Source organism: Roseateles saccharophilus (assembly GCF_031458095.1).
Classification (GTDB): domain Bacteria; phylum Pseudomonadota; class Gammaproteobacteria; order Burkholderiales; family Burkholderiaceae_C; genus Pelomonas; species Pelomonas saccharophila_A.
The window spans coordinates 16,270-41,873 of the sequence record NZ_JAVDXU010000004.1; the positions used below are offsets into that span (position 1 = coordinate 16,270).

General features: G+C 64.1%; 23 protein-coding genes. All 23 read left to right on the plus strand.

From position 1 onward, the window contains the following. The first annotated feature begins 70 nt into the window (after nucleotides 1-70). The 23 genes from J2X20_RS22875 to J2X20_RS22980 all read left to right on the plus strand — a co-directional run bounded on the left by J2X20_RS22875 (nucleotide 71) and on the right by J2X20_RS22980 (nucleotide 25,604). The gene (locus tag J2X20_RS22875) at nucleotides 71-589 is read left to right on the plus strand and encodes a sensor histidine kinase (RefSeq protein WP_310270053.1); all 519 of its coding nucleotides are present in this window, start codon (nucleotides 71-73) and stop codon (nucleotides 587-589) included. Then, entirely contained in the window at nucleotides 586-2,424 is a 1,839-nt protein-coding gene (locus tag J2X20_RS22880; RefSeq protein ID WP_310270056.1) for a response regulator, read from the plus strand. The genes J2X20_RS22875 and J2X20_RS22880 overlap by 4 nt, the downstream gene beginning before the upstream one ends. Before the next feature lie 1,148 nt (nucleotides 2,425-3,572). Beyond that, nucleotides 3,573-4,463 (plus strand): hypothetical protein, encoded by an 891-nt coding sequence (locus J2X20_RS22885; RefSeq protein ID WP_310270059.1) that lies wholly within the window; start codon nucleotides 3,573-3,575, stop codon nucleotides 4,461-4,463. A 398-nt stretch (nucleotides 4,464-4,861) separates the two neighbouring features. Beyond that, nucleotides 4,862-6,607 carry a hypothetical protein gene (locus J2X20_RS22890; protein WP_310270062.1) on the plus strand — a complete coding sequence of 582 codons (1,746 nt, stop codon included), beginning with the start codon at nucleotides 4,862-4,864 and terminating at the stop codon, nucleotides 6,605-6,607. 477 nt (nucleotides 6,608-7,084) lie between these two features. Beyond that, the gene (locus J2X20_RS22895) at nucleotides 7,085-7,978 is read left to right on the plus strand and encodes a glycosyltransferase family 2 protein (RefSeq protein WP_310270065.1); all 894 of its coding nucleotides are present in this window, start codon (nucleotides 7,085-7,087) and stop codon (nucleotides 7,976-7,978) included. Between the two features lie 61 nt (nucleotides 7,979-8,039). Then, nucleotides 8,040-9,008, plus strand: coding sequence for a hypothetical protein (locus tag J2X20_RS22900; RefSeq protein ID WP_310270068.1), 969 nt, complete (start codon nucleotides 8,040-8,042; stop codon nucleotides 9,006-9,008). Between the two features lie 121 nt (nucleotides 9,009-9,129). Continuing rightward, on the plus strand, nucleotides 9,130-9,693 hold the full coding sequence (locus J2X20_RS29510; protein ID WP_409034202.1) for a glycosyltransferase domain-containing protein: 564 nt from the start codon (nucleotides 9,130-9,132) through the stop codon (nucleotides 9,691-9,693). Between the two features lie 9 nt (nucleotides 9,694-9,702). Continuing rightward, nucleotides 9,703-9,978: a hypothetical protein gene (locus J2X20_RS22905; RefSeq protein ID WP_310270070.1), complete on the plus strand. Its 276-nt coding sequence runs from the start codon at nucleotides 9,703-9,705 to the stop codon at nucleotides 9,976-9,978. 1,119 nt (nucleotides 9,979-11,097) lie between these two features. After that, entirely contained in the window at nucleotides 11,098-12,096 is a 999-nt protein-coding gene (locus J2X20_RS22910; protein ID WP_310270073.1) for a sigma-54 interaction domain-containing protein, read from the plus strand. A 160-nt stretch (nucleotides 12,097-12,256) separates the two neighbouring features. Further along, nucleotides 12,257-12,568, plus strand: coding sequence for a DUF3467 domain-containing protein (locus J2X20_RS22915; protein ID WP_310270075.1), 312 nt, complete (start codon nucleotides 12,257-12,259; stop codon nucleotides 12,566-12,568). Between the two features lie 5 nt (nucleotides 12,569-12,573). Continuing rightward, complete coding sequence (locus tag J2X20_RS22920; RefSeq protein WP_310270077.1) at nucleotides 12,574-13,164, plus strand: Pvc16 family protein; 591 nt, start codon at nucleotides 12,574-12,576, stop codon at nucleotides 13,162-13,164. Further along, complete coding sequence (locus tag J2X20_RS22925; RefSeq protein WP_310270080.1) at nucleotides 13,161-13,931, plus strand: hypothetical protein; 771 nt, start codon at nucleotides 13,161-13,163, stop codon at nucleotides 13,929-13,931. The genes J2X20_RS22920 and J2X20_RS22925 overlap by 4 nt, the downstream gene beginning before the upstream one ends. 31 nt (nucleotides 13,932-13,962) lie before the next feature. Next, nucleotides 13,963-15,753, plus strand: a complete 1,791-nt coding sequence (locus tag J2X20_RS22930) for a phage tail sheath family protein (protein WP_310270083.1) — start codon at nucleotides 13,963-13,965, stop codon at nucleotides 15,751-15,753. A gap of 13 nt (nucleotides 15,754-15,766) precedes the next feature. Further along, complete coding sequence (locus J2X20_RS22935; protein WP_310270088.1) at nucleotides 15,767-16,210, plus strand: phage tail protein; 444 nt, start codon at nucleotides 15,767-15,769, stop codon at nucleotides 16,208-16,210. A gap of 13 nt (nucleotides 16,211-16,223) precedes the next feature. After that, nucleotides 16,224-17,717 carry a hypothetical protein gene (locus tag J2X20_RS22940; protein ID WP_310270091.1) on the plus strand — a complete coding sequence of 498 codons (1,494 nt, stop codon included), beginning with the start codon at nucleotides 16,224-16,226 and terminating at the stop codon, nucleotides 17,715-17,717. Further along, on the plus strand, nucleotides 17,714-18,190 hold the full coding sequence (locus tag J2X20_RS22945) for a phage tail protein (protein ID WP_310270094.1): 477 nt from the start codon (nucleotides 17,714-17,716) through the stop codon (nucleotides 18,188-18,190). Before J2X20_RS22940 ends, J2X20_RS22945 begins: the two co-directional genes overlap by 4 nt. Then, complete coding sequence (locus tag J2X20_RS22950; RefSeq protein ID WP_310270097.1) at nucleotides 18,187-19,119, plus strand: CIS tube protein; 933 nt, start codon at nucleotides 18,187-18,189, stop codon at nucleotides 19,117-19,119. Before J2X20_RS22945 ends, J2X20_RS22950 begins: the two co-directional genes overlap by 4 nt. A gap of 12 nt (nucleotides 19,120-19,131) precedes the next feature. After that, the gene (locus J2X20_RS22955) at nucleotides 19,132-19,323 is read left to right on the plus strand and encodes a hypothetical protein (protein WP_310270100.1); all 192 of its coding nucleotides are present in this window, start codon (nucleotides 19,132-19,134) and stop codon (nucleotides 19,321-19,323) included. A 12-nt stretch (nucleotides 19,324-19,335) separates the two neighbouring features. Continuing rightward, nucleotides 19,336-20,427, plus strand: a complete 1,092-nt coding sequence (locus tag J2X20_RS22960) for a phage late control D family protein (RefSeq protein WP_310270102.1) — start codon at nucleotides 19,336-19,338, stop codon at nucleotides 20,425-20,427. A gap of 165 nt (nucleotides 20,428-20,592) precedes the next feature. Beyond that, complete coding sequence (locus tag J2X20_RS22965) at nucleotides 20,593-21,306, plus strand: phage baseplate assembly protein V (protein ID WP_310270105.1); 714 nt, start codon at nucleotides 20,593-20,595, stop codon at nucleotides 21,304-21,306. A 20-nt stretch (nucleotides 21,307-21,326) separates the two neighbouring features. Beyond that, entirely contained in the window at nucleotides 21,327-22,922 is a 1,596-nt protein-coding gene (locus tag J2X20_RS22970; RefSeq protein ID WP_310270108.1) for a hypothetical protein, read from the plus strand. Between the two features lie 7 nt (nucleotides 22,923-22,929). Next, a complete protein-coding gene (locus tag J2X20_RS22975) occupies nucleotides 22,930-23,334 on the plus strand; it encodes a GPW/gp25 family protein (protein ID WP_310270111.1) in 405 nt (134 codons plus the stop codon). A 5-nt stretch (nucleotides 23,335-23,339) separates the two neighbouring features. Further along, entirely contained in the window at nucleotides 23,340-25,604 is a 2,265-nt protein-coding gene (locus J2X20_RS22980) for a putative baseplate assembly protein (RefSeq protein ID WP_310270113.1), read from the plus strand.

The following is a 25,604-nucleotide window of genomic DNA, read 5'->3' on the forward strand; positions in this document are numbered from 1 at the left end:
CCGCCCTACGCTGGCCGCAGCAACAGGCGGCCAGGGACTCCCTGTGAATCGATCGGCAGACCAAAGTCGAATGCGGGTCATCGAGTTCGCCGCCCTGAGCCTGGAGACCAGCGACTACGCCGATGCGGTGCGCACCCTTGCTGCCGAACTCGCAGCGGAGTCGGGCCACGCAGCATCGGCGCATGTCGAAGTCCGAGGCCTGCAGCAAGCCCTGCATCCTCTCGTCCGGGATGAAAGCTTTCGCATCGTCAGCGAGGCGCTGCACAACGCCTTTCATCACGCCGCCGCGCAACGAATCGACGTGGAGATCAACTACGAGGCACGACAACTGCGAATCCGGGTGCGCGACGACGGCCAGGGCATCGAGCCCGAAGTGTTGAGCCGAGGCGAGAGGGAAGGGCACTTCGGCCTGGGCGGCATGCGCGAACGCGCCGCGCTTGCGGGCGGCAGCCTGATGGTTCGCAGCCATCCCGAGCAGGGGACAGAGATCGAATTGAGTGTTCCCGGCGCGCGGGCTTACAGTCAGGCGGCACCGGCACGATGGTGGTTCCTGTTCGGGAAGTTCTCACCCAGCGAGATCGGAAGATGAGTGGAGATCGGGTTCAGATTCGGGTCCTCTGCGTCGACGATCACCCGATCGTGCGGCAGGGCATAGCAACGCTTCTGTCCGTCGAACCGGACATGGTCCTGGTGGCAGAGGCGACGAACGGACGCGAAGCCCTCGAGCAGTTCCGCGCCCATGTCCCGGACGTCACGCTGATGGACCTGCAGATGCCCGGCATGGGAGGGATCGACGCGATCGACGCGATTCGCGCCCAGTTTCCGCAGGCGCGCATCATCGTGCTCACCACCTATGCCGGCGACGCCCAGGCGCAGCGCGCGCTGCAGGCCGGCGCTCGGGGCTATCTGCTGAAGAACGCCCTGCACAAGGAACTGCTCGACGCCATCCGCGCCGTGCACGCCGGTCGCATCGCATTGCCGTCCGAAGGGTCATTTGAGTTGGCCGGGCAGGTCAAGGACGAAGTCATCACACAGGCCGAGGTCAGCCTGCTGAAGTTCATCGCCGAGCGCAACGTCTATGCCGAAATTGCCAAGGCGCTCGGGCAGACCGAGGATGCCGTGGTCGACCAGGTACGCGGCATCCTGTCGAAGCTGCAGGACCGGGATCTGGAGCCGGCAGTCGGGGACGATGGCGCGCAAGGATTGATCGAGGCGGAACGCGCCGCCCGCCATGCCGCCGAGGCGGCCAACCGGGCGAAGAGCCAGTTCCTCACCGGCATGAGCCACGAGTTGCGCACACCGCTGAATGCCATCCTCGGCTATGCGCAGCTGTTGAGCATGGAGGGCGGTCTGAGCCCGCGACAGGTGCGTGGCCTGGACACCATCCACCAGAGCGGTCAGCACCTGCTGGCCCTGATCAACGACATCCTCGACCTGGCGCGCATCGAGGCCGGCCGCACGGACCTGAACCCCGAGCCGGTGCAGCTCGCCGAATTGCTGCAGGCCGTCGTGAATCTGATGCGCGTGAAGGCCGACGAGAAGCATTTGAGCTTCGTCTTCGATGCCGGGGCCGGGCTGCCCGACACCGTGCTGGCGGACGAACGCCGCCTGCGCCAGGTGCTGTTGAATCTGCTGAGCAATGCGATCAAGTTCACCGACGCCGGCACGGTCACCCTGCGCGCCGCGGCCGAGCCGGCCGGGCCCGCGCAGGCATTGCTGCGGCTGGAGGTCGAGGACACCGGCGTGGGCATGCGCCCCGACGACCTGGCGCGCCTTTTCAAGCCCTTCGAGCAAGTGGGCGACGTGCAGCGTCGCAGCGGCGGCACCGGCCTGGGTCTGGCGATCACCCGCGCGCTCGTGATCGACATGGGCGGACGGGTGCAGGTGAGCAGCGAGTTCGGCAGCGGCACGCGTTTCAGTGTGGAGCTGCCCCTGCCGGTGACGCAGCCCGCCGCGGCCACGCCGCCGGGCGTGCCCGCATTGGCCCGCTACCAGGGCGAGTCGCGGCGGGTGCTGGTGGTCGACGACGTTGCGGCCAACCGCGAGCTGATGTGCGACTTCCTGACCCAGGTTGGCTTCGAGGTGGCGCTGGCCAGCGATGGCGGCGACATGCTGGAGATCGCGAGGACCTTCCGACCCGACCTGATCCTGATGGACAGTGTCATGCCATCGCTTGACGGCGTGGAGGCCACACGCCAGCTCCGCCGGGATGCTGATCTGGCGCGAGTGCCGGTGATCGCGATCTCGGCCGCCGTCACCGCCGAGCACCGTGCTGCCAGCCTGCAGTCGGGCGTCAACGTGTTCCTGACCAAGCCCGTGTCACTGCAGGAACTGCAGAGCCATATCGGAGAGCAGCTGGGCCTGAAATGGGTGGCGCCTGGCGAGTCGGGTTCCATGACTTCTCCCCCTACTGAATCTCGCTAAGTCGTTGATCCATATATGGTGAAGAGAATTTCAAGAGGAGCGAAAATGAACGGCGAAAGTTCGAAATAGCTCCCCCTGACCGTAGCACGTGCGTTTTAGTTCCCCTCAACCCTACAAAAAGCGTTCGCATTAGCACCCCCTGACCCGGCCCGCGTCGGCAAGCCCGAAGCTTGGACACGGCCGTTGCCTCATGTGGCAGCCGGTTGCGCGTCTGTCGCCTTCGATCTTGAGCCGGAAGGCCGGCATCTCCTAAGCTCCAGACTTCGCGGCTGCCGCCCCCAGCCAGCCCTCGATGCCGCCATCACGCCGACGGCTGGGCCGGACGACACCTGATCACTCGACCTGGAGTACTGGCGAGCTGTCATCGTTCGCATCACCGGCGGGTGTCGAGCGCTTCAGCCACGACGCGGCTATCGGATCGTGCCGCAGGGCTACCAAGTTCGTCGGCACTGATAGCGCGCGAAGGGACGAGCGGGAGCGTGTCTGAACGCGATGCGCACGCAAAAAGACAGCCTGGCCTAGGACTCCCGAGTTGAAGGTAAGAACTTCGCAGCAAGCCGTCTAAAAGCCTTGGGACGAGGGACGCCATTCGCAAACAATCAAACTTTTGATTGTTTTGGTGTTTTTGCCGTCGCGCGAGCTTTCATCCCTAGCTTTGCAGATTCCACCGTTATTCTAGGTAGTTAGGATGCCTTCGCGTCGATGGAATTCGCCGTTGATGCGCTTGTATCTACCCGCCAAAAGATCATCCGCCTTTTCTAGAAGGCCGGACTGGCGCGTGAATTGGTAGGCCAACTTCGGAGGTTTCAATGAAAAGACCGTGCTCTCTTACAGTTATTGCTGTCAGCCTTGCGGTAGGTTCGGTAAGTACACCCGCACTCGCGGCCTGCCGGGCTGGGATCCCAGATGAACCAGCGCCACAGTCATGTTATGACGACGTAAGCGTATGCCTAGAAATGGCTAGGTCTTGGTATGAAGCTGGGCAAGCGCTCTGTAACGTTGTAGGAGTTTTCGATGCCGACCGTCAGCAGCAGTGCCTGGCCATTAATGCATCGTCCTACGCCGCTGATCAGCAATCGTGTTACAACAGTCTAGTTAGCTGCTGGTTGGCCATGTGCCAATAAAATAATCCCGTAGAGGAGCAGCCGATGGGAGTCAAAAAACACGGCATTTGGCTATTGGCAATTGTTTTGGCTATCGGTGCATCAGCCGCGTATTACTCCTTAGCGGACGACGGATATGGCAAAAGGGATGCAGTCCCCACGACAAATAGCCATCTTCGAATCCCGGCTGCCGGTGAAGGCGCGCTGGCCAGTAATAACTTATCTTCTGCTTCAAGTCCAGAATCTCCCGGCGCGACCCCCATCAATCCCAGCCGGCCTCCTCCGCTGTCGCCTCGTCGAGCAATTGAAGTAGCTCAACAATCTGGGTTGGCCCACGATGCAATCGTGGCGGCTAGGGCAATACGGACATGTCAGTACATGTCTGGTGCCGGTCGAAAGGCTCTGGACGTAGTCGCGGAACGCGGCGTTCGTAAAACGCCGAGGCCAATTTCTGAGCTCATGGCTCAGCTCGAGTCTACTGAACGTGCATGTCAGGAACTCGATGCTTCCATGATTGGACAATACGAGCCCATGCTGAGGAAGGCGATGGAAGGCGGTGAGCGTGGTGCCGCGGCGCTATGGTGGTTGACCCCGGAGGCCAAGGCACTCACAAGCGTATCGGGCGAATCAGCAGCTCTCGATCTTCTTCGGCGTGACGCTATGCAATGTGATCTATTGTCGTTTCCCGCGTACAAGGTCACCGCGATCCGCTTTCCGAAATCGTTCGACAGAAATGAAGTTGCTGCAATCAATGCAGCAAGTGTTCAACTTCTGAAGGATCGGAAGTTGAAAACCGATCGCATCGAAGACTTGTCAAGGATGTTTCTGGCTCCATCCCAGGCACTTGAGTTGGGCGTTGATGAAAGCGTCAAGAACGCTAAGACCGTTGAAATACTAAACTCGTGTCCTCAAGGGCGCAGTTCGCGCGGGCGTTGATATTCATCACACAGCGCGTCGGACTGCTTGTCCTAACAACGCCAGTTGCAAGGAATGCGACAGCATCACGAAGTAATTCGAGACCTTCGGAGGCTCATGTTTTCGCCCGCTGGATGCAGCTCATGGCATTCACCCTTGTTTTTCCGCACCATGGAAATCGAGACGCGCGCCATGTTAATGCCGTGCCTAGCATTAGTCCGCCTCCTTGTATTTGGGTCGGTTGAATAATCGGCGGAGTGGGACCGTCGTCTTGGCTTGCGCGGCGCGCGCACCATCAAATGGGCGATCGCTTCACAGCACGCGTGTTTGCGCGAACGAACAAGCCCTATAGCGGCTCTAGGTATTAAAACCTACGCGACTTCGATTCCATATCCACAAATGTATCCGCCGTTAGTGCAATGAATCTCCGCTTCGAGAATTTCCCCCAATTGTTGGTGCCCTTCGCCGCATCGCACCTTAATACCGCCCGTGGCATTTGGCTCAATAAGGGCAACTTAGCCCATTTCGGGGAACATGCAGCAACAGACAAGGAGAGTTTGGTTAAGAAGTTCGCCTATATCGTTCCAGGCGGAGTCACTTTCGACAACCTGCTGCCGAGCGAGCACGACACTGAAATCCTATATGCAGAGCGATACGGCGGATCAGGGATTGGTGAGAATGGAGGTGGCGCGCGCTGTGGGAACATTGGAGGGATGCAAGTAAAGGGCGTCGGCAAAAATATACTAGCCGGGGGCGACGATATACATCACTCATATGGTGGATTCAAGGCGGCGTACGCCGTCCACGAGGCGATTTATTCAAGCGTTCTCTCATATTTGCTACCTGTTGGTGTAGCGGGTGTCCACGGGATCATCCTAACAGGTCCCGATGCGGCATACGTAAGCGGTTTGCGTCGCGGCTGGGGTGGCCTTTTGGTACGCGAGCAAAGCCTTCGGCCTGCAAATTTTCTACGCGCAAGCTTCTTTGCTCCCCCACAACGAGTAGCGAGTTATCTTCTGTCCGACGCCGGACGAGTGCGTGCAGTCAACAAGCAACTTCTAAGAGAAGCTGGTGATGTTTCTCAAGTCGTTCGCTTATTTTGCCGTTTTCTTGCGAATGCCGCAGATCAGTTTGCCTTTGCACGGTTGGCCGGAATCATGCATGGCGCCGTCTCTCCATCAAACCAGTGCCTCGACGGGCGCTGGATAGATTTGACAAATACTTCATTTGTCGGCTCTGCTGAAAATTGTGCTGGTGGGAATCGCGACTCTGCTTCATTCCATGAAGAGGCAGATATGCCGATTCATATTGCAATTTCGCTCATTAAAGAATTTGCCAAGTTTAATTGCCAGCAAATGGGCGTCCAGCCATTTGTTGATTATTATCGCGAATGCCTAAGTGAGAGATATTGCGTCCACCTGGAGTATGTCCTTGGATTGCACCGAGGTTCATTTCGGCCGCGTCAAAACCACTCGCTTCTAGCGCCGTTGGTTCAAAGCATTTTAAAAATACACGCTGATGCACCCGTGATCTACGATCGGTGGCCAACTGATCCTCCGCAACGCCAGCCGATTTTTGACCTAATCGCTTGCCTGTTTATTGCTGCGTCTGGTAGGCCACCTGAGTCCAGCCAGTCAAACCCGCAACCCTTCAATAGCACTTGGCTCTTGCAATTTCGCCAAACTTTGATCGATAGCAAACCGCCGGCTGCTGGGCTCGCCGTTTCGCCTCATCATTGTATTGTTGGGTCTGCAATTAATGCAGCGAAGCGACAATTGTTGACGCCATTCTTTTACAAGGGCAGGCTGGAAAGAAGAGTGTGCCAAATGCTCGAAAATGACCAAATAGATCATTTGGAAAAATATATTCCCATGGTGGTTAACGCTTCAAAGTGGATTCTGAATCTAGAAGACAGCCCCCTCGTGACTATGCTGGAGTTACCCGAGCTGGCCATCGCCTTTGATTCGCCAACAGGGAAGTACGTTGCAACGGTTGGCTCGCGCAAAACGAGAGTTTTCTCGGAGACACGGGACCTAATTGAGTGGTGCGGCAATCTTGACCCTCGCCTATTTGTGGCCGATGAGTTCGATTTTCTTCCGTACATGCGACGGGCTTTGGGTTTAATTGAACGTATGGATTCGGCGGCGGCGCATGCGCAACGATAGGCAAGGGCTGCTACTGAAGTTGCTCATGTTTCGGTCAATGGCCGGTCTCAACACAGATCCCGCCCTCTTCCGAACGCTATGGAATTCAGCTTCCCACGATCAAATCCACGTCATTAAAGACAAGTACGAACGCCTCGCCGGATATGTTGCTTGGGCAAGATTTTCAAAGGAGAGCGTTCTATCAATGGCCCTCAGTGGAACGGCTCCGAAGGATATCAGCGACTGGAATGAGGGGCGATTTCTATTTCTTCTTGACGTCGCCGTAAGAAAAGGCTTTCGGTTCGACATTGATGCGCTGATGGCTCAGCTCCCAAGAAGCAAGTATATTTGCTTCGCAAGACGAGGGCATATATACGTCATGAAACCTCGGGAAGGACGCCGCCCAGTCTTTAGGTTCAAACTTCCCCAGCCAAATTATTCGAACTTCTGAACATTAGCTATGGGGTTCCTCTGCTCTCGCTGCAAAGCGTCAACAAAATGTTTTGCACGGATATGACCCAAGGAATAAAAATTGAAATCTGCTCGATCGTAAAGAACGAGGCCCGCTACATTGCCGAATGGCTTGAATATCATTTTGGACTTGGCATAGCTCACATTACGCTATATAACAATGGGAGTGAAGACAATCTCTCCGAAGTTTGCTCATATTTTGACAATGTGACCCTGGTGGAATGGCCGGAGCGGGGCAATCAGCAGCGCACCGCCTACCAGCACTATTTAAGGCGTTCGAAGTTCCGGAAAGTATGGACTGCATTCATCGACGCGGATGAATTTATATTTGATGCCTGCGGTACTGGACTAAATGCGTTTGTTGAAGGATTGGATTATGACGTCGGAGGTTTGGAAATGCCTTGGGTCATATTCGACTCCAACAATAATACATTGCGGCCAAAAGGGTTGGTTCTTGAGAACTACACGCGCAAGCACGCAGTTGCGCCCCAACAAAACGTTAAGACGTTGTGTCGCCCCGAGGCGATAAATGAGGAAGACTTTCGATGTCCCCATCGCTTTTCGTACCGTGAAGGCTTTCGTTCTGTAGAGGTTTCATTGAATGAGCTACCACTATTCCATTATATGCTGCGCAGCACCGAGGATGTTTGGCTCAAGGTAACTCGCGGCGATGTATGGTCTCGAGAGACGGAACGAAAACGTCTTTGTAACGTAGAGCGCGCCGTCCGGTCGATTTTGGACAAATATGATAATGGAGATACGCCGGACTTCCGCATGCTCCGCTTCGTGCCCGAATTAAGAGAGAAGCTCCAGCGGAGGGGGGTCTATTATGACGATTATTTGGTCGCTGGAAGGTCGAGCGTTCCAGCTCCGAGCCAAAAGTCAGATCCCGAGCACGAAGGCAACATCAGACAGGGTTAGCCCGAAATAGCAACTAACCGTCGCTGTTGATCGCTCAGAACAACGGATCATATCGATCGCTATGCCAAACATGCCGCCCATATATTTTGGTCCGATTACTCCGCAACCCTCTTGGGCATGGGTTGGTGAAGACATTGCCAAATATTTGAGCAAATCAATCGATGTGAGGTACTTTACGGATGTGGCTGATATTGATGAGGGCTCCCTGGTTTTTTGGATTAAATGCCCTCCCGATGCGGTCTCAACTGAAGAAATAAGACTGAAAGAATTAAACATCGTCTTCTTCCCTGTTGATGCCTTTTTGAATCAAGAGGATATCTTGACTCACCGCGAATTCATAAATAATGCAACCCTGATTTGTTTGCATGCTCGCAGTTTGGCTTCATTCTTCCGTCGCGACAAAGTCGAATTTGTCGATCACTATAACAAGTATGGCGTGCCTATCGCCGAGAGGCGACCCGACGGCAGAACGTTGCTATGGATCGGCGGATTTCAATATGTGCCTTATGTATTGTGTGCACTCGATCAAATCAACTGGCCGCGAGAAAGTATCGTATTGCTGACCAACCATCTTCATGGCCCGGCGAAGTCGGCCGCTGAAGACAATGCAGTTTTTGCAGGTTTGTCCGACTTTTCGCGCATTCTCGCTGACAGCAAAATACAACTCGCCCTTTGGTCGGAAGATAGACAACGTGAAGCTCTCTTGACCTGCGCCGCTGCATTCGACGTCAAATATATAAACTGTTTTAATCAGTTGCACAAGCCACCCACAAAGATCCAGAAGTACCTGGTCTCTGGGATACCTTGCGCTATTAACCATGATTTCCCAGCAACCCAACAAGTTGAAGGCTTGATGCGGATAAAAGAGCTTCGGACTGATTTGCTGCCACGGCACGAAACGTGGCGATCATCAGCATATCGCGCGCTTCTTTCGAAGCGTCTCCGCATTGACAGCGTTTCGCGACGCTATATTGAATTTGCTGTTAAGGCTGTTAGTCGGAAGAAGGATCTAGCGCACGTTTTAGCTTGATCAATTGGCGAAGGAAATTGTCGTGATAACCGTCTATACGTGCTGCACAAACGGTCGGGACGTTTTGCGCACCGATCAATGCACGGAGGGTGCAACATTCGTGGCCTATGTGGATAACAGTGTGCCAGGAGATGGCACATGGCTGCATAAGCAGGCCTCAAATAGTGATTTATCACCAAGAAGAAATGCTAGAAGACATAAGATTCTCAGCCAAGACTACACGGATACCCAATACTCAATTTGGGTTGATTCAAATGTTGCATTGAGGGTGCCTGCGGCGGTCTTGGTCGACGAGTATTTGCATTCATCAGACATTGCCGTGTTTTCCCACAGTAGCAGAAGCTGCACCTACGAAGAGGCCAAGCGGTGTATGGAATTGGAGATTGACTCAAGCGACCTAATGTCTGGTCAAATGGAAAAGTACAGGGCAGATTCATTTCCTGAAAACTACGGACTGGCGGAAACAACGGTCGTAGTTCGCAGGAATTCGGCTCGCGTAAGCGGTTTCAATGCAAGATGGTGGGCTGAAGTATGTCAACATTCTGTACGAGACCAACTTAGTTTTATGTACGTCGTTCGCTCTACCAATTTGGCAGTTCATTTCATTCGGCCGACAAAATACCTTAACTCCCATTTCTCCATCACCAATCGACCGGCAGGGCGAGAGAGAATTTCGTTAATTTGACGACACCCCATGGGTGATGGCCTAGTTTTCGAGGTCAATTGCATCAACTTTTCGGCTGCGGTTCCACCCATTGTCATCAGCGTTTCTATTGGAGTGATGTCTACTATGTTTGTTCTAGGTCTTGCGATCGATGCTTTGATCTTCTTCACCTTGCTGTGGGCGATTTGGACTCTAGTTGTCGTGAGCCGGCGCTCGAAAAGTATTGAATTGCGTCTTGCTGATCTGCAGCGAGATGTTTATGAGATGAAACAATCGCGCACGACGTTTTCTGTTCGCACAGATTGACCACGCCGCTGGGCGCGACGGGCGGTTTTTAGCGGCCCGTTTGCCAGAGCGCGGGTGCCGGCGGAGAGCCAGTTCTGAAGCCCAGCGCGATCTGACGGTAGCGGTTTGACCTGCCCGGTTTCTCCGAGACATTGATTGTTGATTCCCATGCCACCCTGAATCGCCACGGGTTCTGCGGAGGCCCGTTGGCTTAAGTCCGACGGTCGCAGGCGGCTTCCATGACTTCCCCCCTTAGCAGGCGCTGAAATACTAATTTTCAGGTGCCCGCAGAGGCGTTTTCAGGGGTTGCCTCACCCCTTGGCAGGGTTCAAAAAACGGCTTGTAGGCGGTTCTATGCGGTCCGAACTTTTCGGCGGCCATTCGAAACAGTATTTCAGCAGCCTGTTAGGCGTCGCCGCTAACTAATTGATTTGTATGAGGTGCAGCCTGAGCGAGGGGAGGCGTTTCAAACGCCGAGTGTCCGATCTGCCCCCCTTGTCTGCGCTAAGTCCGTTCTTGCCCCCCTTTGCCGGAGGAAATGGCTGATTTAGCCCCTGCCCGGCGAGAGCAATTGCATAGCTTTGGAAACCGCGGAGGCTCTCACTCGATCGTGCAACCGCGTGACGCCACCTGGCGCACTCAGATTTCTAGACCAGGAAGACCCACAAGCGAAGGGGTCCAGTCGCACGCGGCTCTATGACTACTCCAAGGGGAGACTGGGCGTGTAAGGCCCGGCAGTGGTACAAACTTCGAACTATCCACAAACCACTGGGTTGGCCTGCGACATCGACCTGGATGTTCGCTCTCTGCGCTGGCTCTCTCCAGCCCCTGCGGACAGGGGGGGCTAAATCGGACGGCAGGGGGGAGAAAACGGACCAAACAGGCGAGGAGGGTATTTCGTGGAACCCGAGTTGGCGAAAGCTCCGGCTGAACCGTCCATGCAAGTCGCCATACTGGCGACAATGTGTATTATGTAAAATAACAAACGCACCCCCTAAGCTGTTCTCGAATTTCCGAGCGCTTAAGGATGACCTCAACCGGGTTCCGGTCGTACAACCCGGTTCGCTGCACCAAGCCTGAAAGCGACTGCCTTGCCAGCGCAGCGTCGCGACATGGCAGGCAGCAAAGGAAGGCCCATCCATGAACCTCGCGAGCGCGCCCAAGCAGTTGCCTGCCCAGGCGCCTGGCCAAGATGCCCGACCGACGCGTCCGCTGCAGGACGCGCTAGGCGCCATCGTCGGCCCGAGTCCATCGCTGTGCGCCTTGCGCGCACGGCTGCCGATGCTGGCGCGCTCGAACTGTAGCGTGCTGATCACCGGCGAAACGGGCACCGGCAAGGACTGCGTGGCGCGAGCCCTGCACGAACTCGGCGAACGGCGCAGCGGGCCCATGGTCAGCATCAATTGCGCAGCACTGCCCGACACGCTGCTGGACAGCGAACTGTTCGGCTACGAGCGCGGCGCCTTCACCGGCGCCCATGCCGCCTACCCGGGCAAGATCTCCCTGGCCAGCGGCGGCACGCTGTTCCTGGACGAGATCGGCGACATGCCGCTGCACGCCCAGGCCAAGCTGCTGCGCGTCATCGAGACGCGCGAAGTCTTTCCGATTGGCGCCATGCGCAGCCGGCATGTGGACGTGCGCATCGTCGCGGCGACGCATTGCGCGCTGGAACAGGCCGTGCGCAGCGGCGCCTTCCGGGCCGACCTGTTCTACCGCCTGAACGTGGCCCGCGTCGAACTGCTGCCACTGCGGCAGCGGCCGGAGGACGTGGCAGCGCTGTTCGAGCATTTCGCGGGTCAGTTGAAAGACGGTGCCGGCCCGGTGCGCGTGACGCCATCGGCCATGGCGCTGATGCAGCAGCATGACTGGCCGGGCAATGCCCGCGAACTGCGCAATCTGGTCGAGGCGGCGGGCCTGGTGTTTGACGGCCGGCCGCTGGAGCCCGCCGAGTTGCCGCTGTCCCGCATGACGCAGCCGGGCGGCGACGAATCCAGCCGCGTCATCGCGGCCCTGGAACGCTGCGATTGGAACCGCACCCGTGCCGCGGAGATGCTGCAGTGGTCGCGCATGACCCTGTATCGCAAGATGAAGCAGTTCCATATCGCGCCGGCCCCTGTGCACGGTGCACGTGCGCCGTAACACGCGGCTGTGACAGCCCAAGTGCCTGATCCGCTACGGTTTTTGCGGCGCGCCGTCACATGCTGCCTGTGACAGCCTTGGCGCAAAAGCACGCAAGCCATTGATTCATAAGGGCGACGCAAGCCGCCCGCCATGGCACGGCGCTTGCGGAGCAGGGTGCATGAAGTCGCCAACCGATGTTCGACGTGACTGGGCCGCCGAGGGTTGCCCGGTCGCGGCCTCGTCGGCCGGCTATCACTACGCCAACCAGTTCGAGGTCGGCTTCAGCCGCAACGAGGTGCTGTTGCGCATGACCCAGGCCTACGAAGGCGAAGCCTTGACGCACGGCATACCCACCCGCGTGGTGATGACGCCGTCCTATGCGATAGCCCTGCTGCAGCTGCTGTCGCAGGCCATGCAGCGCTATGAGACGGAGTACGGCCCCGTCGTGCCGGTCGGCACCGGCATCGTGGCCCAGGACTCCTCCTACTGACAGCCATGGCCAACGAATCCGCCCTCCTCTCGCTGGCCGAATCGTTGGCCCGTCGGCTGGACAACGCCTGGACGGCCGAGCTGCGCGCGCGGCACGGCGACGTGAGCTTCCAGGCCGTCGGCAGCGGTGCCCTGCTGGCCGACCTCAATGTGCAGGGCGCGGTGCTGTCAGTCTGGCCCTACCGCGTCACCATCAACGAGCAGATGCGCAACCTGAGCGCGAGCGACGCCCGCCGCACGCCGGGCCTGTCGAACCGGCCGCTGTCGCTGGACGTGCATTTGCTGCTGTCCATCTGGTCCGCCAACACCGCGCTGGAGCTGGCCGTGTTCGCCTGGGTGCTGCGCGAGCTGCATCGCCAGCCGATCCTGGACGCATCCACGCTGTCCAGCAACGGCGGCTGGTCGGCCGAAGAGGTCGTGCAGCTGATCCCGGCCGAGATCACGGTGGAAGACATGATGCGCATCTGGGATGCCATCGCGCCCAGCTACCGGCTCAGCGCGCCCTACGTAGCCCGCATCGTTCAGCTCGACGTCGAGGAGCCGGACGCCTTGCCCGTGGTGGCGCGGCGCTTCGACTACGGAGGCGTGCCCGCATGACCGCCGTCTTCCACACGATGGAGACCGACGTGCGCCGCGTCTGGGGCGCCTTGCGCTTTGTCGACGCCATGTCCGGCCACACCATCGACAGCCCCTTGCGCGTGGACCTGCCCGGCGCGCGGCTGCAGCGCAACCGCAGCGGCTTCTTCGTCGTCACGGCCCTGGACGATGCCGCCAACCTCGAAGCCCGCCGTGGCTACGAGAACGCCTTCGATCCCATTCCGGGCGCGCCGGCACTGTCCCTGCCCGGCACGGTGAGCGACCCCACCGGCCGCTATCTGCCGCGTCGTTTCACGCTGGCCCTGCCACGCTCGCCCTTGCCCGCCGAACCGGGCCAGACGGCGCCTCTCTTCGAAGCCGCCGCCATCACCCTGGACCCCTCCTCCGCCACCGCCCTCCTCCCCACCTGGGCCGCCCTGCGCCTGAGCGTGCGGCGTGCCGGCGCCGCCGCGGCACAGGCCGTCATCCGCGTGCAGCGCGCCGGCAGCGAGGCCGTCCTTGGCCGCGGCATGACGGACGCGCGTGGCGAGGCCCTGGTGGCCGTCGTCGGCGTCGCCCAGGTCACGCCGGGTGCCGAGGAACTGGTGGTCGAGACCGAGATCGCCGTCGACATTGTCGTCAGCGCCGACACCACGCTGGCGCCCGCCGCCCTCGTCGATCCCGACCTGCTGGCCGCACGCCCGCTGGGCGCCGGCCTGTCCCGGTTGATCGTGCCGCGCAACCTCGCCAGCGGCCGCATCGAAGTGATGAACCTGACGCTCCCCTGAGTCCTGCTTGACCGATTGAAGGAGGCACACCATGCCCGAATACCTCGCCCCAGGCGTGTACGTCGAAGAGACCAGTTTTCGTGCCAAGTCCATCGAAGGCGTGGGCACGAGCACCACGGCCTTCGCCGGCCCCACGCGTAAGGGTCCCATCGCCACGGCCGAGCTGCTGCCCGAGATCCTGACCAGCTTCGCCGACTTCGAGCGCATCTATGGCGGCACGAGCAACCTGGACCTGCAGGCCGACACCCTCAACTACATGGCCCACGCGGTGCGCGCCTATTTCAACGAGGGCGGCTCGCGGCTCTACGTCGCGCGGGTGTTCCTGGCGCGCGGCAACGATGACTCCGGCCTGGCGCGCACGGCCGACCTGCGCCCGGCAGCGGCACCGGCCGAAGACGACACCAACCGCATCCGCTTTGTCGCGCGCTTCCCCGGCGCCAGCGGCAACGGCGCCGTGCCGACGCGCGAGCAGCCCCAGCTGCGCGGCATCCAGACGCGCGAGATCCTCGCGCCCGCACCGCAGCGCGTGCTCGACAGCGCGCCCCTGGGCTCGATGGCCCGCGGCAGCGCGGCGGCACCCTTCAGCTACTTCGTCAAGCGCGCCGACGGCTGGCATGCGGTGGACGCTGCCGGGGCCGACGGCGCGGCCGGTGTGCCGGATGCCGCCACCGCCGTGCTGATCACGCTGGCCGTCATCACCACCGACGCCGACGGCAGCAGCCTGGCCATCGACGACCTCGGCTACGACCGCGCCCACCCGCGCTGGCTCGGCACCGTCATGCCGCTTCAGCCCAACCGCCGCGTCGACCAGATCGAGAACCTCTACGCCGCCAACCTCGGCAGCGCGGTCAACGGCCTGCAGCTGCTGAACGCCCTCTTCCCCGGCGCTGCCGTCGCCACCGGCCGCCGCGGTTCCTTCCCGTTGACCGAAGGCAACGACGGTGCCGTGCCCACCGACGCCAGCTACGCCGGCGCCTTCGCCGCCCTGGCCAAGCTCGACGACATCGCCATCGTCGCCGCCCCCGGCTCCAGCGCCTATGCCTCGCGCGACGCCATCCGCAATGCGCTGATCAGCCATGCCGAAGGCCGGCGCATGTACCGCATCGCCGTGCTCGACACCAACTCCGGCCTCAACGCCGGCGCGGCCCGCGAGGCCCGCGCCACCATCGACAGCAAATACGCCGCGATGTACTACCCCTGGGTCGTCATCGCCAACCCGAATGCCCGGCCGGGCCGCGACGACATCCCGCGCGAAATCGCCCTGCCGCCCTCGGGCTTCATCTGCGGCATCTATGCCCGCAACGACATCGAGCGCGGCGTGTTCAAGGCGCCGGCCAACGAGATCGTGCGCGGTGCGCTGCGCTTCGAACGCGACGTCAGCTTCGGCGAACAGGAGGTGCTCAATCCGCTGGGCATCAACTGCCTGCGCTACTTTCCGGGCCGCGGCTATCGCGTCTGGGGCGCCCGCACGGCCAGCAGCGATCCCGAATGGAAGTACGTCAATGTGCGGCGCTACTTCAACTACCTCGAAGCCTCCATCGACCGCAGCACCCAGTGGGCCGTCTTCGAGCCCAACGGCGAGCGCCTGTGGGCCAATATCCGCGAAACCATCGCGCAGTTCCTCTACAACGAGTGGCGCAACGGCGCCCTGCTGGGCGGCAAGGCCGAGGAGGCCTATTTCGTGCGCTGCGACCGCTCGACGATGACGCAGAACGACCTGGACAACGGCCGCCTGGTCTGCCAGATCGGTGTCGCGGCCCTCAAGCCGGCCGAGTTCGTCATCTTCCGCATCGGCCAGAAGACGGCTGACTCCAGAGACTGATTAGGAGCCCTCCATGGCACGCAAAGTCCCCTACGGCGCCTTCAACTTCCTCGTCAACTTCGACGGCGCGGAAGCCTTCGGCGGCTTCTCCGACGTCTCCGGCCTCGGCTCGGAGATCACCGTGGCCGAGTACCGCTATGGCAACGACGCCGAGAACCATGTGCGCAAGATCCCCGGCGTCCACAAGGTCGGCGACGTCACGCTCAAGCGCGGCATCATCAGTTCCAAGTCGCTGTGGGACTGGGTCAAGGAGACCCGCACCACCGGCGTCAACGCACAGAAGAACGTCTCCATCACGCTGCTGGACGAGGCCCGCAACCCGGTGCAGGTCTGGCTGCTGCGCAACGCCATCCCCCTCAAGTACACCGGCCCGACGCTGGCGGCCAAGGGCGGCGGCGACGTCGCCATGGAAGAGCTGGTGCTGTCGTCCGAAGGCCTGGAGATCGAGACCGCGTGAGCGGGACGCTGGCATGTTCGGCTTGAGCTTCGAATCCACCCGGCCCGTCGAGCGCCCGCATCCGGCCCGCGCCGACATCGCGCTGTTCGTCGGCTGGACAACGCGCCGCGCCGGCGTGGCCCTGCCGCGGTCGATGACGGACTGGCTCAACGCACACGGCTTCAAGGACGCTGCTCAACGCGAGACCTTGCTCGGCATGCCGGTGCCCATCGACACCTGGGAGGCCTTCGACACCCTGTTCGACTGGCATGCCCGCGCCGTGCGCGGCCGCAGCGAACCCGCCGACGACTGGCTGGGCCTGGCCGTGCGCGACTTTTTCGCCAATGGTGGGCGCAAGGCCTATGTGCTGTGCCTGGGCCTGCCCTGGCCCCTGGGTTCGACACCTGCCGTGACCCTGTTCGACGATCTGGATGCCGCCATGCAGCAGGCCTGGACGCTGGATGACGTCAGCCTCGTGCTGGCGCCCGACCTGCCCGAGCTGCACGCCAACTTGAACCAGCCGCCGATTCCCGGCGACCCCGGCGTGGCGGCCGTCGTGCCCGAAGTCTTTGTCGAATGCGGCACACCGGCCTTTGCCACGCCGCCGACGAACGGCGTGCGCCAGCTTGCAGCACCGCGGCTGTCCGACGCCGCCTTCGAACTCTGGAACAGCAACGTGCTGAGGCTGCGCAACACCCTCGCGCGCCAGCGCCGCGACCTGATGCTGCTCGTCGCCGCGCCGCTGGCAGCGCGCGACAGCAAGGCCGCACGCCAGCTCAGCGATGCCATCACGCTGCAGACCAGCATGGTGGAGTGCGCCACGCCCTGGCTGCTGCCGCTGCGCGAGGTGCGCACGCCCGAAGGCCTGATTCCGCCCGACGGCGCGCTGGCCGGGCTGATTGCCGCGTCCGTGCTGGCCAACGGGCCAGTGCGCCCGGCCGCGGGCCAGGCGCCGATGGGCGTGCTGGCCGTCGTGCCCCAGCCGCGCGATGAGGAGCTGCGTTCGCCGCCGCGCGGCCAATTCGCCGGCTATCTCGTCGACCTCAACAGCCGCCGCAGCGGCTGGCCGCTGGCCGAGACCTTTGCCCTCTTCGGCCCCACGGCCGACGGCATCCGCCTGCTCAGCGATCCGTCGTTGAGCGCCGTGCGCGAATGGCGCAGCGCCGGCGTCGTTCGCCTGCTCGGCCAGTTGCTGCGCACCGCCCGCATGGTCGGCGCCACGCTGGTTTTCGAGGCCTCCGGCGAAGCGCTGTGGGCCCGCGTGCGCAGCCGCTTCGAGGACATGCTGGCCAGCTACTGGCAGGCTGGCGCCCTGCGCGGCGCCACGGCGGCCGAGGCCTTCACGGTGCGCTGCGACCGCACGGTGATGACGCAGAGCGACCTCGACGCCGGCCGCGTCATCGTGCTGGTGCAGTTCGCGCCCCAGGCGGCAATCGCCCACATCCGCATCGAGCTGGCCCTGGCCGAGGACGGCAGCGTCAACTGGCAGGACGCCGAACCCATCGCCGACACCGCGGAGGCTGCATGAGCGACGCCAAGGCCGCGCCGATTGGCGTCTTCAACTTTCACGTCGCCTTCTCGCGCGACCCCGTGGACGGCAGCGGCGGCGATGACGCCACGCTCTGCCAGGGCGCCTTCAGCGAACTGACCGGCCTGGAAGCCACCATGGAGCCGCGCAGCATCCGCGAGGGCGGCCGCAACTGGGGCAGCGTGCAGCGGCCCGGCGGCGTCAATTTCGCCACCGTCGTCCTCAAGCGTGGCATCACGCGCTCGCGCGACCTCTGGCAGTGGTTCGAGCTGCTCGGCCAGGGCGGCTATGTGAACCGCCTCAAGGCCGAGATCGAGATCCGCAACGTGACCGGCGAGCGCGTCATGGGCTGGACGCTGCGCCGCGCCATGCCGGTCAAGTTCAAGGCCGCCGACCTGAATGCCCGCGGCACCGATGTCGGCGTCGAGGAGCTGCACATCGTCCACGAAGGACTGGAGCACTCGACATCATGACTGCTCCCAACGTGGTCAAGGCCAAGATCGTCCTGCAGCGCAACGGGCAGGACATCGACACCGTCGAGGTCCACTTCAACCCGGTGTCGCTGCAGGTCGAGATCACCAACTCCACCAGCCCGCAAAGCGGCAGCGGCAGCACGACGCAGACCGCCACCCAGTCCAGCGCCAAGCTCGGCCTGGACCTGCTGTTCGACACCACCCATACCGGCGAGGACGTGCGCACCATCACGCGCAAGCTGCGCGCCGCCGTGCGCTCGCCCGACGCCACCGGCACCCAGAGCGCCGAGTCCAGCGCCGCCTTCACGCCGCCAACACTGCGCTTCGAGTGGGGGACCTTCACCTTCACCGGCATCTCCGACAGCTACCGCGAGACCCTGGACTTCTTCTCGCCCGAGGGCGTGCCGCTGCGCTCCAGTGTGGCCCTGGCGCTGAAGGAGCAGCCCAACGAATTCAGCGCCCTGGAGCGCGACAACCCCGCTGCCGCCAACGCCTCGCGCAACCGCAGCAAGGCCTTCGAGGTGGCGGGCGGGCTGGGTGGTGCTGCTGGCATCGCGGGCCTGGGCGGCGACCTGCGCGCCGCCCGTGCCATCGCCAGCATGAATGGCGAGGCCAGCCTGCGCTTCTCGGCCGGCGCGACGCTGGCCGTCGGCGCCCAGGTTGAACTCAAGGCGGCGGTGTCTTTCGCCGCAGGGGCGGGTGGCGGCGCTGGCATCGGCGCAAGTGCAGGGGCCGGCATCGGCCTCTCGGCCTCTGCCCCGTCGCTGCGCTTCGACGCCGGCCGCCTCGCCCCGCCCGCCGCGTCCCAGCAACTCGCCACCGACGTCGGCGCCGGTTTCAGCATCGACGGCCGCGCCCTGCCCTCCGGCGCTGCCGGCCTGCGTGCCAACGTCGGCCAGGCTCCGCGCACCCTGCGCTTCGACGACTGAACAGGAGACCCCATGCCCGTCCTCATCGATGAAATCGTCGTCGACGTCCCGCCACCGGAGACCTCGTCCGGCCAGCGATCGCGCGACGTCCAGGGCGCGGCCAACGCCACGCCCACGCCGGCCTGGACACCCGAGTTCGCCTCCATGCTGGACCAGCAACTGGGCATCGCCCTCGAGCGCCGCGCGCGCCTGCTGGCCGACTAGGACGCATCAGCCATGCCTGAAACCACCGAACGCCCGGTCTCCTCGCGCACCGCCTACAGCGCACGGCCGACGCTGCGTGTCGACGGCCAGGCCCTGCCCGCGCTGGACGACCTGGTGCGCACCTTCTCCGTCACCGAGGCCGAGGGCGGCATGAGCAGCCTGTCGCTGGGCATGGGCAATTGGGGCATGGTGGATGGCACGCTGGGCCTGGTGTTCGACGCCGGTGGCCCGATCAAGCTCGGCGCCCGCGTGCAGCTCTATGCCGGCGAGACCTCGGGGCCCACCGAGATCTTCGACGGCCAGATCCACGCCATCGAAGCCAGCGGCTCGGTCGGCGCGCCTCCCGGCCTGCTGGTGCTGGCCGAGGACAAGCTCTATGCGGCCCGCATGAAGCGGCGCAGCAGGAGCTACGAGGACATGAGCGTGGAAGACCTCGTGCGGGCCATCGCCGGCGATCACGGCCTCAGCGTGGATGCCAGCGGCCTGCCCGGCGGCACCCGCCTGTGGGTGCAACTGGACGAAAGCGATCTGTCCTTCCTGCGCCGCGTGCTGGGCCGCAGCGATTGCGAACTGCAGGTCATCGGCAGCACGCTGCAGGTCCGCAGCACGGCCGACATGGATCGCGGCACGCTGGACCTGACCCTCTACAGCCAGCTGCAGGAGGTGCGCGTCATCGCCGACCTGTCCAAGCAGGTGACCGAGGTGAGCACGCGCGGCTTCGACCCGGCCAATGGCAGCCCCTTCGACAAGACCAGCACCGGCGCCCAACCCGGCCCCGGCAGCGGCCGCACGGGCGCGTCGCTGCTCGACGAGATCGGCCTTCAGCGCAAGGAACACCTCGGCGCCCTGCCCTGCCGCAACGAGAGCGAAGCCCAGGCGCTGGCCGATGCCGCCTTCGACCAGCGCGCCCGGCAGTTCGTGCGCCTGCACGGCCGCACCGAAGGCAATGCCGGCCTGCGCGTGGGCACCCGCGTGAACCTGCACGGCGTGGGCCGGCGCTTCGACAACCGCTATGCGGTCATCGAGGCGCGCCACCGCTTCGACCCGACCAGCGGCTATGTGACCGAGTTCGTCGCGCAGTCGGCCTTCCTCGCGGACCACTGAAAAACATGAAGCCCGCACGCTCACTCCGTTCGCTGCCTTGCAGGCCGCACCAGGCCAGTGGCCGGGTTCTTCGCCAGCCACAAAGCGTCCACAGGACGCTTTGTGCGCGGGCTCAGCCCCCCGAGGGGGCGCGTCAGTGCCTTCGGGCGGCCAGGCGCCACTGACATGGACCGCGCTCCCTTCACCTTCGCCCCCGCCGGCAACCCGCCGGCCCTCGGTCCGGCCTGGCTGGGTGGCGGCGTCTTCATGGCCGAAGTGACCGACCTCAAGGACCCCGACAGCCGCGGCCGCATCAAGGTGCGCATCCATGGCGTGGACGACCAGGCCGAGGACGCGACGCTCTGGGCCCTGCTGATGGCGCCCTTCGCCGGCAAGGACCGCGGCGCCTGGTGGGTGCCCGATGTCGGCGACCTCGTGGCCGTGGCCTTCGTGCAGGGCGACCCGCGCATGCCCATCGCTCTCGGCGGCCTCTGGCATGGCAACGCCCAGCCGCCCGAAAGCATGGATGGCGCCGGCAACAACGACCTGAAGGTGCTGCGCTCGCGCAATGGCGTCAAGGTCACGCTGGACGACCAGGATGGCCAGGAAAAGCTCATCCTCGAAACCCCGGGCGGCCAGAAGCTGACGCTGAAGGACGGCCCCGGCGCGTGCGAGCTGGTCGACTCCAACGGCAACAGCATCAAGCTCGAGAGCAGCGGCATCACCGTCACCGCCTCGGCCACCGTCACCGTCAATGCCGGCACGGTCAAGGTCAGCGCCGGCATGGTCAATGTGGACGCCGGCATGTCCAAGTTCAGCGGTGTCGTCCAGTGCGACACGCTGATCACCAACGCCGTCGTGTCGTCGAGCTACACGCCCGGCGCCGGGAACATTTGGTGAGGCCGGCGATGGCTGCAGTCATGGACCCCCACACCCACCACGCCGTCGCCGTGGGCGGGCCATCGCGCCAGCATCCGCATGCGCCGGCCGTGCTGGTGGACATCGAAGCCGGTGACTTCGTCGCCGCCCTCAGCGAGGCCATCACGTCCACGACTTGGCCGCGCTTTGGCTGGCCGGCCTCGCTGCCCATCGCCCGCCTGCCCGACCAGGGCAGCCCGCGTGCGCTGTTCCAACCCATCCACCGCCGCTTCAACCTGGTGCTGTTCGACACCCACTGCGAAGTCTTCGGCTCGCCGCGCCTGGACCCGAAGAAGATCGAGTCCAGCGGCTTTGTCGTGCGCCGCTGGGCCGGGCCCGATGACATGAGTGCCCAGGCCCTGGCCGATCCCCACAACTGGCAGGCCTGGCAGGCCGAGGGCTGGCGCGGCCTGCCCAATGCCGCCGCCTTCGATGCCGACCCCGACCCGGCCCGCCGCCCCGCGCCGCGCACCGGCAACCCCGGCGTCGATGCCCGCCTGGCCGCCCTGCGCGCCGTGCATGCGGCTGAAGCGGTGAACCCTCTGCATGTGCTGATGCCCGCCGTCTGCGATGCCGCCAGGCGCAGCCTGCTTTACGGCGTCGTGCCCACCAGCGAGGCCCTGCGCAAGCCGACCGATGCCGCCGTGGACTACGCCGCCGCCCGCGCGCCGGGCTCCGCGTCGCGAGACAGCTTCATCGCGCATCTGTCGCCCTATCTGTCCCGCGCCAGCATCCGGCCGCTGCCCGGTGCGCGCTCGAGCTTCGACGCCACCTGGCTCAACGGCAGCGACCCGGTCGATGCCAGTGAACCCGACAGCGGCGACAGCGCCGCCATGCGCGAGCAGTTCGCCGCCTTCATCCGCCAACTGGCCTTCGAGTTCGACATCAACGGCCGCGGCACCGCCCTGTTGCTGCTGCTCGAAGAGCTGCCTCTCGGCCGCAACGAGACCACCCTGGGCATCACGACGCGCACCACCACCGGCGCATCGGCCTTCCTGCAGGCCTGCGCGCGCGTGGCCACCGACGTGAGCGCCGCTGCCGTCGCCATCCCCGACGACTTCGGCCCAGTGCCCGCCGGCTGGCTGGACCGTTTCACCAACGCGGCGCTGACCGTCCTCGAAGGCCGCGCCGCCGAGGCTCGCACGCTGGAAGGCCGCTTCGACGACGCCGAGGCTCTGTACGCCATCCGCGCCTTCGTGCGTGTCCGCGGCGAGGCTGGCTGCCCGACACGCCTGGTCTGGAGCGACATGACGCCGCTGTACCGCGTGGCACCCTGGTTTGCCTCCACCGGCACGCCGCAAGCCCGCATCGCGCTGCCGGCCTTCGACCGCGCGTCGCTGGCCGCCATGAAACCCAACGTCGCCTTCGACGTGCCGCCGGCCCTGGCCAACCTCTTGATGCGCAACAAGCCCGAGGACTTCATGAAGAAGCCCAAGGCCGGCAGCGAGATCGGCCTTGGCTGGCTGTGCTCCTTCTCGATTCCCATCATCACGATCTGCGCCTTCATTCTGCTCAACGTCGTGCTGTCCCTGCTCAACCTCGTGTTCTTCTGGCTGCCGCTGGTCAAGATCTGCCTGCCGGTGCCCAAGAAGAAGTAAGCCCGCCATGGCCCGCAAGCTCGCCCCCGAACTCTCCCCGCCCATCGGCTTCCCGCTGCTGGGCCGGCCCGACGCCGACGGCCGCTGGGCCTGGCCGGGCCTGGCGCGCAGCGTGGCTGACGGCCTGCGCTGCGTGCTGGCCACGCGGCCCGGCGAGCTGCTGATGCACCCCGACTTCGGCGCCGGCGTGCAGGACTTTCTGAACCAGCCCAACAACCTCACCGTGCGCGCCCGCCTGCACGAACGCGTCGCTTCGGCCATCGCCCGCCTCGAGCCCCGCGCCCAGGTCGAACGCATCGACGTGGACGAGGATCCCGAAGACCCGCGCGTCGTCCATATCGCCGTGCATTACCGCTTGCGCCGTACCGGTGAGCCCCAGCGCATGGCGCTGGCACTAACGCTGGGGAGCTGAGGACCATGCCGCTGCCCATCCCCCTGCTGGACGACCGCCGCGCCGACGACCTCGTCGCCGACCTGCTCGCCCGCATTCCCGCCCACACGCCGGAATGGACAGACCCGCGCGTCGGCGACCCCGGCCGCACGCTGATCGAGCTCTTCGCCTTCCTGGGCGACGCCCTGCTGTACCGCGCCAACCAGGTGCCGGAGCTGCAGCGCCGCGTCTTCCTCAACCTGCTGGGCATGGGCCTCAAGCCGGCGCGCATGGCCCGCGGCCTGGCCACGCTGCGCCTGCCCGACGAGGCCCGTGAAGCCATCGACCTGCGCGAGCGCGCCACCATCGCCCGCCCCGTGCCCTTCGAGACAGCCCAGGAGATCAGCGTCGCCCCGGTCACCGGCGAGGTCTATCTGAAGCAGCGGATCAGCCCCGACGACCATCCCGAGCTGGCCGACACCCTGGCCCAGCTCGGCGCTCTTTACGGTGGCCGCACGCTGGACGCTTACCAGACCCAGCCGCTGTTCGCCGATGGCGCGGTCGACGCCGGCGTGGACATCGTGGCCGACAGCGTCGATGGCTGCCTGTGGATCGCCCTGCTGGCACCCAAGCCTGCACGCGGCGAATCCGTCACCGCGCTGCGCCAGCGCTGTGCCCAGCAGCTGGCCCGCAACACCGCGGGCGCGGCACGCCTGCTGAATATCGGCCTGGTACCGGCGCTGACCGTGCCCGACGACCAGGAGCTCGTTGGCGAGCGCGAGCGCATCGGTGCCAGCTGGGAGATCTCGGTCGGCGGCGCCCGCGCGACCGACTACCAGACCCTCGATCCTTCCGGCAACGACACCACCGACGGCCTGCGCCGCGCCGGCGTCGTCCGTGTGCTGATGCCCGGGCCCGAGTTGATCGGCGTGGGGGATTCGGCCCGCGCCATCGATGCCGTGTCCGGCGTCGACGACGAACCGCCGCGCCTGGACGATCCCGACCGCGCCCAGCGCCTGGTCGCCTGGCTGCGCATGAGGCCCGCAGCCGGCGTGCAGCGCCTGCGGCTGAGCTGGGTCGGCCTGCACGCCGTGCAGATCGAACAGGGCGTGACCAGCCAGGGCCTGGTCGTCGCCCAGACCTCGGGCAGTCCCAGTGAAGTCATCGCCCTGCCGATGCGCAATGTGCTGCCCGACAGCCTGCAGCTCGAGATTGCCGAACCCGGCATGCAATACGCGGCCTGGACCCGCGTCGACGACCTGGCCCTGGTCTCGCACCGCGCCGACGTGGCCCGCGACGCGCGTGCCTACGAGCTGGATGCCGAATCCGGCCAGGTCCGCCTGGGCGACGGCATGCGCGGCCGCCTGCCGCCGGCCGGTTCGCGGGTACGCATCGTGTCGGCGCGTTCGGGCGGCGGGCGGGCCGGCAATCTGCCGGCGGGCACGCTGAAGGACATCGTCGCCACCCCCATCAACGCCAGCGGCCTGCCCGGTGCGGTCGTCAGCAACCTCAAGCTGTCGCAACCCGTCGCCACCCAGGGCGGCGAGGATGCCGAGGATGTGGATGCCGCCCAGCAGCGCATCCCCGCCATGCTGCGCCATCGCGAGCGCGCCGTGACGGCCGACGACTACGCCAGCCTGGCCCGCGAAACGCCCGGCATGGACATCGGCCGCGTGGAAGTGCTGCCGCGCTTTGCGCCGCGCACGCGCGCCTTCGGCATCCCCGGCGTCGTCGCCGTCATGGTGCTGCCGGGCACGGCCAGCGGCGAGGTCGGCATGGCACCCAACCCGCGCGCCGACCGCCCCCTCATCGAGGCCGTCCACGCCTGGCTGGAGCCGCGCCGGCCGCTGGCGACCGAGCTCAACGTCATCGGCTGCGAATACCTGCCGCTGTCCGTCTCCATCGCCATCGGCCTGCGCGACGGCGCACCGCGCGAGGAGACGCTGGCGGCGGTGCGCCTGGTGATCCGGCGCCTGCTGTGGCCGCTGGCGCCGGGCGGTTTCGACGGCAAGGGCTGGCCGCTGGGCCGCGCCGTGGCCGACCGCGAGCTGGAGGTCGAAGCCGCCCGCGTGCCCGGCGTGGCGACCGTCGCCGGCGTCAATCTCTTCACCGGCGGGCCGGGCGCCTGGGCCCTCGCCGGGCGCGACGCCAACGGCCTGCAGCAGGTCGCCCTCGCGCCCTGGCAGTTGCCGGAGCTGATGCAGGTGCTGGTCGAAGTCGGCAATGCGCCGTCCCGCAGCCTCGCACCGGACTCCGCCTCTGGGAACGGCGGCACCCGCGTCGCTGTCCCCGTCATCGTGGACCTCTGCTGA

Excerpts from the sequence above, each read along its gene's own strand:
- J2X20_RS22875 (WP_310270053.1), top strand. The coding sequence starts at position 71 with ATGCGGGTCATCGAGTTCGCCGCCCTGAGCCTGGAGACCAGCGACTAC.
- J2X20_RS22880 (WP_310270056.1), top strand. The coding sequence starts at position 586 with ATGAGTGGAGATCGGGTTCAGATTCGGGTCCTCTGCGTCGACGATCAC.
- J2X20_RS22885 (WP_310270059.1), top strand. The coding sequence starts at position 3,573 with ATGGGAGTCAAAAAACACGGCATTTGGCTATTGGCAATTGTTTTGGCT.
- J2X20_RS22890 (WP_310270062.1), top strand. The coding sequence starts at position 4,862 with ATGAATCTCCGCTTCGAGAATTTCCCCCAATTGTTGGTGCCCTTCGCC.
- J2X20_RS22895 (WP_310270065.1), top strand. The coding sequence starts at position 7,085 with ATGTTTTGCACGGATATGACCCAAGGAATAAAAATTGAAATCTGCTCG.
- J2X20_RS22900 (WP_310270068.1), top strand. The coding sequence starts at position 8,040 with ATGCCAAACATGCCGCCCATATATTTTGGTCCGATTACTCCGCAACCC.
- J2X20_RS22905 (WP_310270070.1), top strand. The coding sequence starts at position 9,703 with ATGGGTGATGGCCTAGTTTTCGAGGTCAATTGCATCAACTTTTCGGCT.
- J2X20_RS22910 (WP_310270073.1), top strand. The coding sequence starts at position 11,098 with ATGAACCTCGCGAGCGCGCCCAAGCAGTTGCCTGCCCAGGCGCCTGGC.
- J2X20_RS22915 (WP_310270075.1), top strand. The coding sequence starts at position 12,257 with ATGAAGTCGCCAACCGATGTTCGACGTGACTGGGCCGCCGAGGGTTGC.
- J2X20_RS22920 (WP_310270077.1), top strand. The coding sequence starts at position 12,574 with ATGGCCAACGAATCCGCCCTCCTCTCGCTGGCCGAATCGTTGGCCCGT.
- J2X20_RS22925 (WP_310270080.1), top strand. The coding sequence starts at position 13,161 with ATGACCGCCGTCTTCCACACGATGGAGACCGACGTGCGCCGCGTCTGG.
- J2X20_RS22930 (WP_310270083.1), top strand. The coding sequence starts at position 13,963 with ATGCCCGAATACCTCGCCCCAGGCGTGTACGTCGAAGAGACCAGTTTT.
- J2X20_RS22935 (WP_310270088.1), top strand. The coding sequence starts at position 15,767 with ATGGCACGCAAAGTCCCCTACGGCGCCTTCAACTTCCTCGTCAACTTC.
- J2X20_RS22940 (WP_310270091.1), top strand. The coding sequence starts at position 16,224 with ATGTTCGGCTTGAGCTTCGAATCCACCCGGCCCGTCGAGCGCCCGCAT.
- J2X20_RS22945 (WP_310270094.1), top strand. The coding sequence starts at position 17,714 with ATGAGCGACGCCAAGGCCGCGCCGATTGGCGTCTTCAACTTTCACGTC.
- J2X20_RS22950 (WP_310270097.1), top strand. The coding sequence starts at position 18,187 with ATGACTGCTCCCAACGTGGTCAAGGCCAAGATCGTCCTGCAGCGCAAC.
- J2X20_RS22955 (WP_310270100.1), top strand. The coding sequence starts at position 19,132 with ATGCCCGTCCTCATCGATGAAATCGTCGTCGACGTCCCGCCACCGGAG.
- J2X20_RS22960 (WP_310270102.1), top strand. The coding sequence starts at position 19,336 with ATGCCTGAAACCACCGAACGCCCGGTCTCCTCGCGCACCGCCTACAGC.
- J2X20_RS22965 (WP_310270105.1), top strand. The coding sequence starts at position 20,593 with ATGGACCGCGCTCCCTTCACCTTCGCCCCCGCCGGCAACCCGCCGGCC.
- J2X20_RS22970 (WP_310270108.1), top strand. The coding sequence starts at position 21,327 with ATGGACCCCCACACCCACCACGCCGTCGCCGTGGGCGGGCCATCGCGC.
- J2X20_RS22975 (WP_310270111.1), top strand. The coding sequence starts at position 22,930 with ATGGCCCGCAAGCTCGCCCCCGAACTCTCCCCGCCCATCGGCTTCCCG.
- J2X20_RS22980 (WP_310270113.1), top strand. The coding sequence starts at position 23,340 with ATGCCGCTGCCCATCCCCCTGCTGGACGACCGCCGCGCCGACGACCTC.